This window comes from Pseudomonas sp. W22_MBD1_FP4, assembly GCF_052113765.1.
In the GTDB taxonomy this organism is placed as follows: domain Bacteria; phylum Pseudomonadota; class Gammaproteobacteria; order Pseudomonadales; family Pseudomonadaceae; genus Aquipseudomonas; species Aquipseudomonas sivasensis.
The window spans coordinates 82,263-97,577 of sequence record NZ_JBGQOI010000015.1; the positions used below are offsets into that span (position 1 = coordinate 82,263).

Sequence of the window (15,315 nt, forward strand, 5' to 3'; positions counted from 1 at the left end):
AGCCCAGCCACCCCAGACCCTAAGGCTTACCCGTGACCGTTACCCACCACGGCGTGTGCTGCTCGATCCGCACCGGCAGGGTCGGCAGCAGAGCGTTGAGCGCAAGGGTGGTGTCGTGCAGCGGGAAGCTGCCAGTGATGCGCAGGTCAGCCACGCTTTTATCCACACCCAAGTAGCCGGTGCGGTAGCGGCTGAGCTCTTCCACCACATCGCCCAGGCGGGCGTTGTCGACCACCAGCATGCCGCGGGTCCAGGCGTCGGTGGCAGGGGTGACGGCCAGTGCTGGGCCGAGGCCGTCGCCACGCATCAGCACTTGCTGGCCTTCCTTGAAAATCTGTTCTTGATGCAATGCTTGCGGCTGCGCCGCGACTGCCGATTGCAAGACGCTCAACCGCGTGGCGTCGTCTTCGCGCCTGACGATAAACCGCGTGCCCAGTGCCCGCAGGCTGCCGTCGCGGGTTTGCACGTAGAACGGGCGCGCGTCGTTGTGGCCGGTCTCGACGAGGATTTCGCCTTCCTGCAACACGATCAGCCGGCGTTTTTCATCAAAGCGTACGTCGATGGCGCTGTGGGTATTGAGGTTGATTTGCGTGCCGTCCGCGAGTTTCAGCGTGCGCTGTTCGCCGGTGGCGGTGCGTTGGTCGGCCAGCCAATAGTGGATCGGCACATAACGCTCGCCGGCAAACAACGCCAAACCGCACACCAGCGCGATACTCGCCAGGCCAGTACCGAGCTTGCGCACCCGTTGGCGAATACCTTCACGCGATTGCAACAACGCCGCCCGCGCCGGGCCCGAGGCTACGCCAAAGCGCTGGTCGAGCATCCCCAACTGGCGCCAGGCGCGAGCGTGTTCTTCATTACTGGCCAACCATTTGCTGAACTCTTCACGTTCCACCGCGCTGCCGTCGCCGGAATCCAGGGACAGCTGCCAGGCAATCGCCGCATCCAGCACACGGGCCGAGACCGGTTTTGAGCTGATGGCACTCACAACGGTTCGCCATACAACGCGATGTAGCACTGGCGAATGCCCTGGGCCAGGTACTGGCGCACACGGGGTACTGACACGCCGAGGCGCTGGGCGATTTCCGCGTGGCCCAGGCCGTCGAGGCGGTTATAGAGGAACGCGGCGCGGGCCTTGCTCGACAGCTTGCCGAGCAGGCGGTCGATGGCCTTGAGGTCTTCCAGGATAAGTTGCTGTTCTTCCGCAGAAGGGTGTTCGCTTTCCGGGACTAGCATTAATTCGGCGAGATAGGCCTGTTCCAAGGCGGCGCGCCGGAAGTAGTCGAACAGCAAGCCTTTGGCGATCGCCACCAGAAATGCCCGTGGCTCGCGGGGGGCGCGCAGCTCGTCACGGCCCAGCAGGCGCATGAAGGTGTCCTGACTCAGGTCTTCGGCGCGACTCGGGCAGGCCACATTGCGCCTCAGCCAGGCCAACAGCCAGCCACGATGGTCGCGATACAACGCGCCAACAAGCTCACTGTGTGGGTTCTGGACCGACGACAAGGCATCACCGAATAAACAAGGGGTTTAAACTAACGAGAATTATTCGCGATTGTGTCAGAGGCGTGGGATGGGCGCAATTGGCGTCCGTCGGGTTGAAGGCTTAATGACATCTCATTGGTAGATGAGCGTTGCCTGGTGAGACGGGCTCTTTGTGGTGAGCAGGATTTCTGTGGTGAGCAGGTTTTCTGTTGTGAGGGGGCTTTCTGTGGTGACTAGATTTTCTGTGGTGAGCGGGCTTGCCCCGCGCTGGGCTGCGAAGCGGCCCTAACACCTGCCAATGGGTTATGACTGAAGAAACACGGTGCCTGGATTGGGGCTGCTCCGCAGCCCAGCGCGGGGCAAGCCCGCTCACCACAATGAAAACCCTTTCACCTAAAGGTCATTTATTTAATTGGTTAGAAAGAGGGCGCTTGCTTGCGCCGTTTCCATTGGCTCAAGCGCTCCTGAAGCGCCTTCGGGGAGTCGATCTGCTGTTGTCGCGCACGACTGAACAAGATAAGCATCAGCTCCGCCGTGGCCAGGGCGTCGGCGCTGGCGTGATGGCGTTCGCCCACGTGCAGTTTGAAATGGTTTATCCAGTCGTCCAGTCCGGCTTCGCGGATAGGCGCCTCGGGGCACAGCAGTGGGGCGATGTCGGCCACATCCAGAAACGGATGCGCCAGGCGATAACCCAGGCTGTCCTTGAGTGCGCGGCCGAGCATGTGCTGGTCGAACGGTGCATGGAAGGCCAGCAATGGGCTGTCGCCGACAAATGCCATGAAGTCCAGCAGCGCTTCCACCGGATCACTGCCAGCGGCGATGGCGCTGGGCCCCAGACCATGGATCAACACGCTGGGGCTGAGCTTTGTTTCGGCGCGCTGCAGGGTGCGTTCGAACAGCTGTGAAAAGTCCACCGCGCCGTCTTCGATCACCACCGCGCCGATGGACAGCACTTGGTCACGGTTGAGATTCAGGCCGCTGGTTTCCAGATCTACCACCACCCAGCGTTGGGTACGCAGTGGGTTATCGCCCAATGCCGCGGGCTTGGACAGTTGCACCAGGCGCCGTTGTTGCGCGGCATCAAGGCCAGGTTTTTTCGCACGTAACCAGTCGAATAAACTCACAGTTGATACCGCAACGTCAGGCTGCTTTGCAGGCGTTGGGCCTGGCGCAGGGATTCGCGCAGAATGCGCCGGTCCAGGTGGTTGAGGCTATCGGGGTCGACGCGGTTGGAATACGGCTGGTTCTCGCGGGTCTGTAACTGGTGCTGCTGCATGCGGGTTTGCTGGATAAAGTGGTACGCCTCTTCATACGCGGCGCCGTCCAGCGGCTCGATGACTTCCTTGGCCACCAACTGGCGCAGACGCTCCAGGGTGTTGTTGGCGTGGATGCCATTGGCCAGCGCCAGCAGGCGCGCGCCGTCGACAAACGGTGTGAGGCCCTGCACCTTGAGGTCGAGCGTGGCTTTTTCACCGCTTTTACGTGTCAGCACGAATTCGCGGAAACGTCCTACAGGTGGCCGTTGGCGCAAGGCGTTCTCGGCAAGCATGCGTTGAAACAGCCGGTTATCTGCGACCTGATCCAGGACGTTTTGGCGCAAAAAATCGCCCCCCTGTTCATCGCCCCACACCACCCGCAGATCAAAATAGATGCTCGAACCCAATAGGTTCTCCGGCGTTGCTTCACGAATAAACGCCGCAAACCGCCGCGCCCATTCCGCCCGCGATAGGCACAGCTCGGGGTTGCCAGCCATGATATTGCCCTTGCACAGGCTGAACCCGCACAGCGCCAGGCTCTGGTTGATCTGCTGCGCCAGGGGCAGCAACCGACCGCGAATCTCGGCGACCTCCACCGCGTCCTTGGCCTCGAACAGAATGCCGTTGTCCTGGTCGGTGTACAGCGTCTGCTCGCGGCGGCCTTCGCTGCCGAAACACAACCAACTGAACGGCACGCCGGGGTCGCCTTTTTCGGCGAGGGTCAACTCGATTACTCGACACACCGTGTGATCGTTGAGCAGGGTAATGATGTGAGTGATCTGGGTGGATGACGCGCCATGGGCGAGCATTCGCTCGACCAACTGGCCAATCTCGCCGCGAATCGCCACCAGGTTCTCCACCCGGGGCGCATTGCGGATGGTGCGGGCCAGGTGCACCAGATCGACCCGTTGCAGGGAAAACAGATCGCGTTCGGATACCACGCCACACAGGCGCTGGTCCTTGACCAGGCACACATGGGCGATATGCCGTTCGGTCATGGCGATGGCGGCGTCGAATGCGCTGTGGTCCGGGGTCAGGAAAAACGGCGCCTGGGTCATGTGACTGTCGATCGCCTGGCTGAAATCGCTGGTGCCGTCGGCGACCACTTGGCGCAGGTCGCGCAGGGTAAAAATCCCCAGGGGCGACTGATGGACGTCGACGATCACAATGCTGCCCACCTGTTGCTCGTGCATCAGCGTCACCGCTTCGCGCAGTGGCGTGTCCGGGCTGCACATTACCGGGTGGCGCATGGCCAATTCGCCCAGACGGGTATTGAGCGAATACTGCGTGCCTAGGGTTTCCACGGCTTTTTGCTGCACTTGCTGGTTGACCTGATCCAGCAGGCTGCTGACGCCGCGCAGGGCAAAGTCGCGAAACGGGCTGGAGAGGGCAAACAGTTTGATAAAGGCGGGCTTGTTCAGTTGCAGGCAGAAGGTGTCTTCGGCGGCTTTATGCTCGGTGCGCGTGGCTCTTTCACCTAAAAGCGCAGCAAGGGGGAAGCACTCGCCAGTGGTGATTTCGAAGGTGGTTTCTGCCGAGTCCGGTCGTTCGCCCACGACGCGGCCTTGTTTGACGATGTAGAAGTGCTCCACCGGCCCGCCCGACGGCTTGAGAATGCTCTCGCCAGGGCCGAAGAAACGTAATTGACACTGTTCAACCAGAAATGCCAGGTGCGCATTTTCCATTTGATTGAATGGCGGGAAACGTTGCAGGAATTGCAAAGTGCCGTGGATGTTCTGCAACACGGCGGTTTTACCCGCCTGCGTGAAAGCATCAGCTTTACTCATAACAGTGACCGCAGTTTTTTTGTCGTTATCGTCCTGCATGGTCGACTCCTACGCGATAGGTGCCCATTGGACGTAAGTCTAGGTCGATGAAAACAGCGTAGAGCTAGGGAAAAACCTTACATGAATATCGTCCAAACCCCGTGGAACACCCACTAGTCAAACTTTCCGACGAAGTGCACATTGATCGCCCTTCCGCAGATGTCTGACGAGTGTGCTGGGAGATTGATGAAAATTGTTGAGAACCGTATGTCCGACCACGATATTTTGAGTGATGCCGAGCGCGAGGCCCTGAGCGCCGTGATGCTGGAGCCTGATTTACCGCCGCAACGCGTGCTGATTGTCGATGACGACAAGGATGCGCGAGAACTGCTGGCGGAGATCCTTGCTCTGGACGGTATTCGCTGCATGACTGCCGAGAGTGGTGAGGCAGCGTGGAATTTGTTGAAATCCAGCAGCTCCATCGGTTTGCTGATCACCGACTTGCGCATGGCACCGAGCAATGGCCTGGAGTTGATCCGCCAAGTGCGCGAATCCACCCGCGCGGCGCTGCCGATCATCATCATGTCGGGGGACGCCGAAGCGCCGGATGTGATCGATGCGATGCATTTGAGTGTGGTGGACTTTTTGCTCAAGCCGATCGACAGCGTGAAGTTAGCGAAACTGGTCAAGCGCGAGTTGGGGATGGCTTCCTGATTTTTGCGGTATCTGCACGGGCTTCATCGGGAGCAAGCCCCGTCCCACAGTTGACCGCGTACATCCACAACACAGCCCCAAAGAAAAAGCCCTGATCTCTCGATCAGGGCTTTTTCATTTACAGGCCGTTTTTAGCCTTGAACTCCCGACGCCGACGGTGCAACACCGGCTCGGTGTAACCGTTGGGTTGCTTGGTCCCTTCAATCACCAACTCCACCGCTGCCTGGAACGCGATGTTGCTGTCGAAGTCCGGGGCCAGTGGGCGATACAGCGCGTCCCCTGCGTTCTGACGGTCCACCACTGGCGCCATGCGCTTGAGGCTTTCCATCACCTGGGCTTCGTTGACGATGCCGTGGCGCAACCAGTTGGCGATGTGCTGGCTGGAAATACGCAGGGTGGCGCGGTCTTCCATCAGGCCCACATCGTTGATGTCCGGCACTTTGGAGCAGCCGACGCCTTGGTCGATCCAGCGGACCACGTAGCCGAGGATGCCCTGGGCGTTGTTGTCCAGCTCGTTGCGGATTTCTTCCTCGGACCAATCGGTGTTGCTGGCCAGGGGGATGGTCAGGATGTCGTCCACCGAGGCGCGCTCGCGCGTGGCCAGTTCGGCCTGGCGGGCGAATACGTCAACCTTGTGATAGTGCAGGGCGTGCAGCGCAGCCGCCGTAGGCGACGGTACCCAGGCGGTGTTGGCACCGGCCAATGGGTGAGCGATTTTCTGTTCGAGCATCGCGGCCATCAGGTCGGGCATCGCCCACATGCCTTTACCGATCTGTGCGCGGCCTTGCAGGCCCGTGCTCAAGCCGATATCGACGTTCCAGTTCTCGTAGGCGCCGATCCATTTTTCGGCCTTCATGGCGGCCTTGCGCACCATCGCGCCCGCTTCCATGGAGGTGTGGATTTCGTCGCCGGTGCGGTCCAGGAAGCCGGTGTTAATAAACACCACGCGCTCGCTGGCCGCCTTGATGCAGGCCTTGAGGTTGACCGTGGTGCGGCGCTCCTCGTCCATGATCCCGACCTTGAGGGTGTTGCGCGGCAGGTTCAGCACGTCTTCGATGCGACCGAATAGCTCGTTGGTAAACGCGGCTTCTTCCGGACCGTGCATTTTCGGCTTCACGATGTACACCGAGCCGGTGCGGCTGTTCTTGCGGGTGTTGTTGCCGTTGAGGCTGTGGACCGCCGCCAGGCTGGTGACCAGGCCGTCGAGGATGCCTTCCGGCACTTCATCGCCGTTCTTATCGAGGATCGCGTCGATGGTCATCAAGTGACCAACGTTGCGCACGAACAACAGCGAACGGCCATGCAACGTCACGTCCTGACCGTCGATGCCGGTGTAGACACGGTCAGGGTTCATGGTACGGGTGAAGGTCTTGCCGCCCTTGGCCACTTCTTCGGCCAGGTCGCCTTTCATCAGGCCGAGCCAGTTGCGGTAGATCACCACTTTGTCGTCGGCATCCACGGCGGCGACGGAGTCTTCGCAGTCCATGATGGTGGTAAGCGCAGCTTCCATCAGTACGTCTTTCACGCCGGCAGCGTCGGTCTGGCCGACCGGGGTGCTGGCGTCGATCTGGATTTCGAAGTGCAGGCCGTTGTGTTTGAGCAGGATCGCAATCGGCTCGGCCGCCGGGCCCTGGAAGCCGATCAGTTGCGCATCGTCACGCAGGCCGCTGTTGCTGCCGCCTTTGAGGCTGACGATCAACGTGCCGTCGACGATCTTGTAACCGGTGGAATCGACGTGGCTGCCGGCGCTGAGCGGCGCGGCTTCGTCGAGGAAGGCACGGGCGAAGGCAATCACTTTGTCGCCACGCACTTTGTTGTAGCCCTTGCCCTTCTCGGCGCCGTCGGCTTCGCTGATGGCGTCGGTGCCATACAGCGCGTCGTACAGCGAACCCCAACGCGCATTAGAGGCGTTGAGGGCGAAACGGGCATTCATCACCGGCACCACCAGCTGTGGGCCGGCCATACGGGCGATTTCGTCATCGACGTTTTGGGTCGAAGCCTGGAAATCTGCGGCTTCTGGCAGCAGGTATCCGATGTCTTGCAGGAAGGCTTTGTAGGCCACCGGGTCGTGAGCCTGGCCGGCATGGGTCTGGTGCCAGGTATCGATGCGCGCCTGGAAATCGTCGCGTTTGGCGAGTAGGGCTTTGTTCTTCGGTGCCAGGTCATGGATGACCTTATCGGCGCCGGCCCAGAACTGGTCGGCAGTGATGCCGGTACCGGGAATGGCTTCGTTGTTCACGAAGTCGAACAGGACTTTGGCGACCTGCAGGCCACCGACTTGAACGTGTTCAGTCATTGCTTGCCTCACTCTGCGGAGCTTATGCGCTTTTTCAGATTTTCATTATGTAGTGCACGGTTGGGCATACTACATGATGAGTTGCGGTTGTGAAAATTAGACTAAATACGTCGTTTAGCGACCCACTTTGGTCGTACGGTCACAGCGGAGAACAGGATGTTCTCAAAAAACTATTAGATTGTTCCAGATAAATATAAAAATGGTACACGATTTGTTTTCGTGGGCCCCCGGGTCCACCTTGTAGATTGAATTCAGAGGGCTTCGCCATGGACCATCTTGTACTCACAATTATCGCCGCCGACAAACCCGGCCTGGTCGAGCGCATCGCGCAGAACATTGCCGCCCACGGTGGCAACTGGCTGGAAAGCCGCATGGCCCATATGGCCGGGCAGTTTGCCGGGATCTTGCGGGTCAGCGTACCTACGGAAAGCCGTCAGGCGTTATTGGGGGCGCTGGAGGACTTATCCACACACGGCATTCGCGTGTTGGTGGGTGAGGGCAGCACTGGGCAGGCCTCGGCGTCCAAACCAATTGTGATGACGATGGTGGGCAATGACCGTTCGGGCATCGTGCGTGAGATCACGGCGTTATTGAGTCAGCAGGGCGTGAACCTGGAGCGCTTGAGCACGGATGTGCGCCCGGCCCCTATGAGTGGCGACACGCTGTTCACAGCTGAAGCGTTGTTGCAGGTGCCACCATCGTTGTCCCTGGAGAGCTTGCAGCAATCCCTGGAAACCTTGGCCGATGACTTGATGGTGGAGCTGCGTAACGAGGAGTAATTTGTCCACAAGGTTATGCATGGAAATCTTGCATGGGCCTGTGGATAACCTTGGGGTGAATGCCTGCAAGCCATGCCGGCTGTGGCTTGCAGGATGCTGTACGTTATTTGATCAGCGTTTGCGCACGGTCAGCCAGGCGTCCACGCTGTAGACCACCAACCCAGCCCAGATAAAGGCGAAGGCAATCAGCGTGCTTGGCGCCAGGTGTTCGCCGAACAGCAGTACGGCTTCGAGCAACACCAGGGTCGGCGCGACGTACTGCAAGAAACCCAGCGCGGTGTACGGCAAATGCCGTGCGGCGGCGTTGAAGCACACCAGCGGGATGAGCGTTACCGGACCCGCGGCCACCAGCCACCAGGCTTCGGACGTACTCCAGAACGCCAGTTGCGCACTGTGGGCGGAGGGGTTGAACAGCAGCCACGCGACGGCAATTGGCACCAGCATCCAGGTTTCCACCACCAGCCCTGGTAGCGCCTTGACCGGTGCCTGTTTGCGGATCAGGCCGTAGAAGCCAAAGGTCAGCGCCAGCACCAACGACACCCACGGCAAACTGCCCACTTGCCACACCTGTTGCGCCACGCCCACTGCGGCCAGGCCCACGGCAGCCCATTGCAGGCGACGCAAGCGTTCGCCGAGAAGCAACATGCCCAGCAGTACATTCACCAACGGGTTGATGTAGTAACCCAGGCTGGCTTCCAGCATGCGGCCACTGTTCACCGACCACACATACGTCAGCCAGTTACCGGCAATCAACGAACCGCTGAGGGCAAGGATCGCCAGGCGCTGGGGGTTGTCGCGCAGCTCGCGGAACCAACCGGGATGCTTCCACACCATCAACAGCAAGCCGCCGAACAACGCCGACCACAGCACACGGTGAACGATGATCTCGGCGGCGGGTACGCTGGCGATGGCTTTGAAGTAGAGCGGGAACAAGCCCCAGATGACATAGGCGCTCAGGCCCAGGATGTACCCCTTGCGGGGGTTGGCGGCGTGCATTGCAGAATCCTTGCTTAGGCAGCTAACAAAGCGCGATTGTAAGGATATTTGACAGGCAATGGGACTGGCTTGGTAATGCGGTCTGCTTTGTGTAGGAGGGTGCAAGCCCCCTCCCACGTTCACAAGCAATCAGAAGAGTTTGAGCGGCTCTTCATTGAGCGCCGAAAGCTGCTCGCGCAGTGCCAGCACCTGATCACCCCAATACCGCTCGCTGCCGAACCACGGGAAGCTGTGGGGGAAGGCGGGATCGTCCCAACGCCGCGCCAGCCAAGCGCTGTAGTGCATCAGGCGCAGGGCGCGCAGCGGTTCGATGAGCGCCAATTCCCGCGGGTCGAAATCGTGGAATTCCTGATAGCCGTCCATCAACTCGGACAGTTGGCCCAGGCATTCCTGACGGTCGCCAGCGAGCATCATCCACAGGTCCTGCACCGCCGGTCCCATACGGCAGTCATCCAGGTCGACGATATGGAACATCTCGTCGCGGCACATCATGTTGCCGGGGTGGCAATCGCCGTGCATGCGGATGTTCTTGTGCGGTGTGGCCTTGTAGACCTCTTCCACACGCTTGAGCAGGTCGCGGGCAACGGACTCGTAGGCCGGCAGCAGGCTTTTGGGAATGAAATTGCCTTCGAGCAGCGTGTTGAGTGAATCGTGACCGAAGTTCTTCACGCCCAGGGCTTCACGGTGTTCGAACGGGCGGGTCGAACCCACCGCGTGCAAACGGCCGAGCAGTTGCCCGAGTCGATACAGTTGATCAAGGTTGCCGGGCTCTGGCGCACGGCCGCCACGGCGAGGGAACAAGGTGAAGCGGAAGCCGGCGTGTTCGAACAGGCTCTCGCCGTTGTGGATCAATGGCGCGACTACTGGCACTTCGCAGTCGGCCAGCTCGAAGGTGAAGCGGTGTTCTTCAAGGATCGCGTCGTTGGTCCAGCGTTGAGGGCGATAGAACTTGGCGATCAGCGGTTCACCGTCTTCGATACCCACCTGATACACGCGGTTTTCGTAGCTGTTGAGCGCCAGAACACGAGCATCGCTGAGGAAACCGATGCTTTCGACGGCGTCGAGCACGAGGTCAGGGGTGAGGGTTTCAAACGGATGGGCCATGGGAACTCCTGCGGGCAGCAGGGCGCCGCTTCCGGCCGGGTATGGTAACGCACCAAGCCTGAGATAGGGGGCGCCTGTGCCATTGTCATCGGGGGCAAGTGCCCTCCCACAGGTGACCGCGTTTATCCTGTAGGAATGCGGTCTGATGTGGGAGGACGCTTGCCCTCGATAGCGGCCTATCAGGCGCCGACAATCCCGCCATCATCTCGCCGAATCGCTATCACCGACGAACGCGGCTTGCCATTCGGCAGATGCTCCGGCCAAGTCGAGCCGCCGGTTTCCCCCGGATGCTGAATCCCCACAAACAACGTTTTCTGATCTGGTGAGAAGCTGATACCCGTCACCTCACACGCCACCGGCCCGACCATGAAGCGGCGGATTTCTCCGGTGACTGGGTCGGCGCAGAGCATCTGGTTGTTGCCCATCCCGGCAAAGTCGCCCGCGTTGCTGTAATCGCCATCGGTGAGGATCCACAGGCGTCCGGCCTTGTCGAAGCCCAGACCGTCGGGGCTGTTGAACATGTTCTGCGGGTTGATGTTGGACGATCCGCCCTTGGGCTTGCCCGCGTGTACGCCGGGGTTGCCGGCGACCACAAACAAATCCCAGCTGAAATCGGCCGCACCGTGGTCATCGGCATTGGCTTTCCAGCGCAGGATCTGGCCGTAGACGTTCTTTTCCCGTGGGTTGGGGCCGCCTACCGGTTGGCCGTCTTCGCCGCGCTTGGCGTTGTTGGTCAGGGTGCAGTAAACCTGGCCATCGGTGGGGCTGACCACGATCCATTCCGGGCGGTCCATGCGCGTGGCTTTGACCACACTGGCGGCCAGGCGCGCGTGGATCAGCACTTCTGCCTGGTTGGCGAAACCGCTGCTGGCGTCGATACCGTTTTTTCCATGGGTCAACTCGACCCACTGGCCTTTGCCCTTGGGATGATCGGCATCGCCGTTGCCCGCGTCGAAGATCGCCACGTACAAGGTGCCGTGGTCGAGCAAGTCTTTGTTGGCCTTGGGGTTCTTGTGGTTGATCTTGTCGCGGCTGACGAACTTGTAGATGAACTCACCGCGCTCGTCGTCGCCCATGTACACCACCGCGCGGCCGTCGCGGGTTTCAGCGAGGGCGGCGTTTTCGTGTTTGAAGCGGCCCAGCGCCGTGCGTTTGGCCGGGGTGGATTGCGGATCGAATGGGTCGATTTCCACCACCCAACCATGACGATTGAGCTCGTTGGGGTTCTTGGCCAAGTCGAAGCGGGGGTCGTGCTGGTGCCAGTTGATGTCTTTACTGGCGGCCACCACGCCGTAGCGTTTCTGTGCGGCGTCGAAGGTTTGTTGTGGGTTGCTGCTGCCGAAGCAGTCGGTGAAGTTCTCTTCACACGTCAGATAAGTGCCCCACGGTGTCTTGCCGTTAGCGCAGTTCTGGAAGGTACCGAGGGCTTTCTTGCCGGATTTGTCGGCGCTGGTTTTCAGCCAGTCGTGGCCAGCAGCAGGGCCGCTCAGGCGGATTGGCGAGTTGCCGTGGATACGGCGGTTGTAACGCGAGTCCTGGACGAACTGCCAGGTGTCACCCTTGCGCCGCACTTCAATTACCGACACGCCTTCGCTGGCCTGGGCCTTGTGCACATCTTCCGCCGATTGCGGCGCGCCGCCGTGGGCGTAGAGATAGCGGTAATTGGTGTATTCGTTGTTGATCGCCATCAGCGCGCGGTTGTCGTCGCCGGGGAAGGCGAACAGGCTCATGCCATCGTTGTTGTCGCCGAATTGTTGTTCCTGGGCCTTGGCCGTGCCGTTGCCGGAAGGGTCGAAAGCCGGCGCGCTCTTGTGCAGCGGTTGGCCCCAACTGATCAGCACCGAGGCGCTGTAGCCCGGCGGCAAAGTGATGGTGTCGCTGGTGGCGGCAGCGATGCTGGCAAACCCCAGCAGCGGGCTGGCGGACGCGGCGTTCACGGCCAGTGCGCTGCGGCTCAGCAGGTTGCCGCCCAGGAACATCGCGGCACCGCACAGGGCGCCGGCGCCGATGAAGCGGCGGCGGGTGAGGCCAACCATCTGTTCAAGGTCGGTGGCTTGGTTTTCTTCTAATAGGCTCATCTCAGGCTCCCTGCGGTTTTTGCAGACACCATAAGGAGCGGGTGTGACGAAGTTGTTGCAGTTTGAAGAACTCTGCGGCTCAGACCGGTGTGCCGAGCAGCACATGACTGGGGGCAAATTGCACTTGGATCGCCTGGCCTTCGGCGGCGTCCAGGGCGATGAGTACGTCGGGCTGCGCCAGGGCGCATAAAACCTGGCCATTGGGCAGGGCGATACGCACTTCGCTGGGACCGTCCTCGGCGTGGAGAATGGCGTCTAGCGTCCCGCTCATACAATTGTGTCCGAGTGTTACGGCGCCATCCGGTGCCAGCAATTCCAGCCAGCCAGCCTTGATCAGCGCGACGACTTCCACGCCGATCTCCAGCTCCAGCCGTTGTGTGCTGTCGTGGGTGATTTGCGCCGCGAGGGTCAATCCACCCGCGAGTTGCAAATGAATCAGGTCGTTGCGGCCATGGCTTTCAATTCTGATGACCAGGCCATGCAACTGATTGCGCGCGCTGGTTCGTAGCATCAGACGGCCCAGCAGATTGAAGTCACTGGCGGCTTCGTCCGAGCCCAGCACCTCAGCCTGCAAGGCTTGCAGGCGTTGATAGAGGCGCAATACCCGTTCCCCTTCAGCCGTGAGCCTGGCGCCGCCGCCGCCTTTGCCGCCGACGCTGCGTTCTACCAGCGGTTTTTGCGCGAGGTTGTTCAGTTCATCAATGGCATCCCAAGCGGCCTTGTAACTCAAGCCAGCACTCTTGGCGGCGCGGGTGATGGAGCCCTGTTCGGCGATATGCCCAAGCAGGGCGATGCGTTGGGGGCGGCGGACGATGTGTTGGCTCAGTAAAGTCGGAAGAGACATGGGCATATGCTGTGTTGGGATGAGCGGACGTTGCGGCTGTAAGGCATGAGAGTCAAGTGCCGGGCTTGGGTGTGCGGGCCAGGCAGTACACGTCCACCTGTCGCGCGCCGGCGTTGATCAACAGCCGCGCCAGGCTGTGGGCGGTGGCGCCGGTGGTGAGCACGTCGTCCACCAGCGCCAGGTGGCGGCCTTGTACAAGGGCATCAGGGGTCAGGGCGAAGGCGTTGAGCAGGTTGCGTTTGCGCGCCTTGGCGTCGAGGGTCTGTTGCGCCATGGTTTCATGGGGGCGTAATAACAAGTGTTCATCGTAGGGGATATTCAGGTCGGCACTGAGCCAGCGCGCCAGCATCAGTGCCTGGTTATAACCACGCTCGCGCAGGCGCTGGCGGGCCATGGGTACCGGCAGCAGAACGTCTGGGCGAGTGAGTTCGTTGTTGTCGAAGCGATCCCGCAGGTGTTGCCCCAGCAAGTGCCCCAGTAGATGCCCGAGGGGCCAGCGCGCCTGGTGCTTGAAGCGACTGATCAAGGTGTCCACGGGAAAGCTGTAGGTCCAGGGGGCGATTACTTGTTTAAAGGCGGGGGGGTGTTTCACGCATTGGCCGCAGATCAAACCGTCCATCGCCAAGGGTAACGCGCAGGTCTGGCAGTGCTCCATCAGCCAGGGCAGCTCGGTTTCGCAGACGTTGCACACACAATCGTCTGTTTCTGTGGCCTCATCGCAGATTAAACAGGTGCGTATGTTTTTTAACCAGATGTAAACTTCGTGTTTGTATCTTGGTTGACAGTGCATGAATCTTCCTTAAATATGCCGAGCATCCGTGTCGCGCCTGTGGGTATTGCCCTTCCCGCAGCGTTTGCCAAAGCATAATCAAGGAATCGCCCATGAGCGCCAGCATCACCGCCACCTTGCGTCACGATTGGTCCCTGGCTGAAGTCAAAGCACTGTTTGTGCAGCCGTTCAATGACCTGTTGTTCCAGGCGCAGACAGTACACCGTGCGCATTTCGACGCGAACCGTGTGCAGGTGTCGACGCTGCTGTCGATCAAAACCGGCGCCTGTCCGGAAGATTGCAAATATTGTCCGCAGTCGGGCCACTACAACACTGGCCTGGAAAAAGAAAAACTGATGGAAGTGCAGAAGGTCCTCGAAGAGGCTGCCCGCGCCAAGGCCATCGGTTCGACGCGCTTCTGCATGGGCGCCGCCTGGAAACACCCGTCGGCCAAAGACATGCCGTACGTGCTGCAGATGGTCAAAGGCGTGAAGGCCATGGGCCTGGAAACCTGCATGACCCTCGGCCGTCTTGACCAGGACCAGACCGAAGCCCTGGCCCAGGCCGGCCTCGACTACTACAACCACAACCTGGACACCTCGCCGGAGTTCTACGGCAGCATCATCACCACCCGCACCTACAGCGAGCGCCTGCAAACCCTGGCCTATGTACGTGATTCGGGGATGAAGATCTGTTCCGGCGGCATCCTCGGCATGGGCGAGTCCCTCGACGACCGTGCCAACCTGCTGATCCAGTTGGCCAACCTCCCGGAGCATCCGGAGTCGGTGCCGATCAACATGCTGGTGAAAGTGGCCGGTACGCCGCTGGAAAACGCCGAAGACATCGACCCGTTCGACTTCATCCGGATGCTCGCCGTGGCGCGCATCCTGATGCCTCAGTCCCATGTGCGGCTGTCCGCCGGCCGTGAAGCCATGAACGAGCAGATGCAGGCCCTGGCGTTTTTCGCCGGCGCCAACTCGATTTTCTACGGCGACAAACTGCTGACCACCGCCAACCCGCAGGCCGACAAGGACATGCAACTGTTCTCGCGCCTGGGCATCCTGCCGGAAGCCCGTGAAGAGCACGCCGATGAAGTGCATCAAGCGGCGATTGAGCAGGCGTTGGTCGAGCAGAAGAGCAGCGAGCAGTTCTACAACGCTGTCGTCTGATTGAAATGAAAGGCCCATGTGGGAGGGGGCTTGCCCCCGATGAGGGAGTGTCAGTCGATAAA

Annotated in this window: 13 protein-coding genes; 3 read left to right on the top strand and 10 right to left on the bottom strand. The window is 60.5% G+C overall.

The features are described 5' to 3' along the window. Positions 1-19: 19 nt before the first annotated feature. From ACEN2T_RS19580 to ACEN2T_RS19595, 4 genes are all read right to left on the bottom strand, one after another. Positions 20-988 (bottom strand): FecR domain-containing protein, encoded by a 969-nt coding sequence (locus tag ACEN2T_RS19580; RefSeq protein WP_442117337.1) that lies wholly within the window; start codon positions 986-988, stop codon positions 20-22. Beyond that, positions 985-1,503, bottom strand: coding sequence for an RNA polymerase sigma factor (locus tag ACEN2T_RS19585; RefSeq protein ID WP_032883939.1), 519 nt, complete (start codon positions 1,501-1,503; stop codon positions 985-987). Before ACEN2T_RS19585 ends, ACEN2T_RS19580 begins: the two co-directional genes overlap by 4 nt. A gap of 395 nt (positions 1,504-1,898) precedes the next feature. After that, a complete protein-coding gene (locus ACEN2T_RS19590; protein WP_122756320.1) occupies positions 1,899-2,606 on the bottom strand; it encodes a 3'-5' exonuclease in 708 nt (235 codons plus the stop codon). Beyond that, the gene (locus ACEN2T_RS19595) at positions 2,603-4,525 is read right to left on the bottom strand and encodes a putative nucleotidyltransferase substrate binding domain-containing protein (protein WP_442117353.1); all 1,923 of its coding nucleotides are present in this window, start codon (positions 4,523-4,525) and stop codon (positions 2,603-2,605) included. The genes ACEN2T_RS19590 and ACEN2T_RS19595 overlap by 4 nt, the downstream gene beginning before the upstream one ends. Positions 4,526-4,771: 246 nt before the next feature. On the opposite strand from ACEN2T_RS19595, the gene ACEN2T_RS19600 reads away from it, so the two are divergent. After that, a complete protein-coding gene (locus tag ACEN2T_RS19600; RefSeq protein WP_032884510.1) occupies positions 4,772-5,218 on the top strand; it encodes a response regulator in 447 nt (148 codons plus the stop codon). Between the two features lie 118 nt (positions 5,219-5,336). On the opposite strand, the gene ACEN2T_RS19605 is transcribed toward ACEN2T_RS19600, so the two are convergent. Further along, complete coding sequence (locus ACEN2T_RS19605; RefSeq protein WP_032883935.1) at positions 5,337-7,514, bottom strand: malate synthase G; 2,178 nt, start codon at positions 7,512-7,514, stop codon at positions 5,337-5,339. A 266-nt stretch (positions 7,515-7,780) separates the two neighbouring features. Here ACEN2T_RS19605 and ACEN2T_RS19610 point away from each other — a divergent pair, with 266 nt between their 5' ends. After that, positions 7,781-8,293 carry a glycine cleavage system protein R gene (locus tag ACEN2T_RS19610; RefSeq protein WP_442117338.1) on the top strand — a complete coding sequence of 171 codons (513 nt, stop codon included), beginning with the start codon at positions 7,781-7,783 and terminating at the stop codon, positions 8,291-8,293. A gap of 111 nt (positions 8,294-8,404) precedes the next feature. Here the strand turns inward: ACEN2T_RS19610 and rarD are convergent, their stop codons facing one another. From rarD to ACEN2T_RS19635, 5 genes are all read right to left on the bottom strand, one after another. Beyond that, positions 8,405-9,289 carry an EamA family transporter RarD gene (gene rarD, locus ACEN2T_RS19615; protein ID WP_032883928.1) on the bottom strand — a complete coding sequence of 295 codons (885 nt, stop codon included), beginning with the start codon at positions 9,287-9,289 and terminating at the stop codon, positions 8,405-8,407. Positions 9,290-9,418: 129 nt separating this feature from the next. Further along, positions 9,419-10,393 (bottom strand): serine/threonine protein kinase, encoded by a 975-nt coding sequence (locus tag ACEN2T_RS19620; protein ID WP_032883927.1) that lies wholly within the window; start codon positions 10,391-10,393, stop codon positions 9,419-9,421. 179 nt (positions 10,394-10,572) lie between these two features. Beyond that, positions 10,573-12,471 (bottom strand): PhoX family protein, encoded by a 1,899-nt coding sequence (locus tag ACEN2T_RS19625; RefSeq protein WP_442117339.1) that lies wholly within the window; start codon positions 12,469-12,471, stop codon positions 10,573-10,575. A 79-nt stretch (positions 12,472-12,550) separates the two neighbouring features. Further along, on the bottom strand, positions 12,551-13,315 hold the full coding sequence (locus ACEN2T_RS19630; protein ID WP_095185062.1) for a TOBE domain-containing protein: 765 nt from the start codon (positions 13,313-13,315) through the stop codon (positions 12,551-12,553). 52 nt (positions 13,316-13,367) lie between these two features. Further along, positions 13,368-14,105, bottom strand: a complete 738-nt coding sequence (locus ACEN2T_RS19635) for a ComF family protein (RefSeq protein WP_095185061.1) — start codon at positions 14,103-14,105, stop codon at positions 13,368-13,370. Positions 14,106-14,197: 92 nt separating this feature from the next. On the opposite strand from ACEN2T_RS19635, the gene bioB reads away from it, so the two are divergent. After that, positions 14,198-15,253, top strand: a complete 1,056-nt coding sequence (bioB, locus tag ACEN2T_RS19640; RefSeq protein ID WP_032883922.1) for a biotin synthase BioB — start codon at positions 14,198-14,200, stop codon at positions 15,251-15,253. Positions 15,254-15,315 lie beyond the last annotated feature (62 nt).

What these genes read in the sequence shown, in the direction of transcription:
- ACEN2T_RS19610 (WP_442117338.1), top strand. Translation starts at nt 7,781, where the DNA reads ATGGACCATCTTGTACTCACAATTATCGCCGCCGACAAACCCGGCCTG.
- rarD (WP_032883928.1), bottom strand. Translation starts at nt 9,289, where the DNA reads ATGCACGCCGCCAACCCCCGCAAGGGGTACATCCTGGGCCTGAGCGCC.
- bioB (WP_032883922.1), top strand. Translation starts at nt 14,198, where the DNA reads ATGAGCGCCAGCATCACCGCCACCTTGCGTCACGATTGGTCCCTGGCT.
- ACEN2T_RS19620 (WP_032883927.1), bottom strand. Translation starts at nt 10,393, where the DNA reads ATGGCCCATCCGTTTGAAACCCTCACCCCTGACCTCGTGCTCGACGCC.
- ACEN2T_RS19605 (WP_032883935.1), bottom strand. Translation starts at nt 7,514, where the DNA reads ATGACTGAACACGTTCAAGTCGGTGGCCTGCAGGTCGCCAAAGTCCTG.
- ACEN2T_RS19625 (WP_442117339.1), bottom strand. Translation starts at nt 12,471, where the DNA reads ATGAGCCTATTAGAAGAAAACCAAGCCACCGACCTTGAACAGATGGTT.
- ACEN2T_RS19635 (WP_095185061.1), bottom strand. Translation starts at nt 14,105, where the DNA reads ATGCACTGTCAACCAAGATACAAACACGAAGTTTACATCTGGTTAAAA.
- ACEN2T_RS19600 (WP_032884510.1), top strand. Translation starts at nt 4,772, where the DNA reads ATGTCCGACCACGATATTTTGAGTGATGCCGAGCGCGAGGCCCTGAGC.
- ACEN2T_RS19595 (WP_442117353.1), bottom strand. Translation starts at nt 4,525, where the DNA reads ATGAGTAAAGCTGATGCTTTCACGCAGGCGGGTAAAACCGCCGTGTTG.
- ACEN2T_RS19630 (WP_095185062.1), bottom strand. Translation starts at nt 13,315, where the DNA reads ATGTCTCTTCCGACTTTACTGAGCCAACACATCGTCCGCCGCCCCCAA.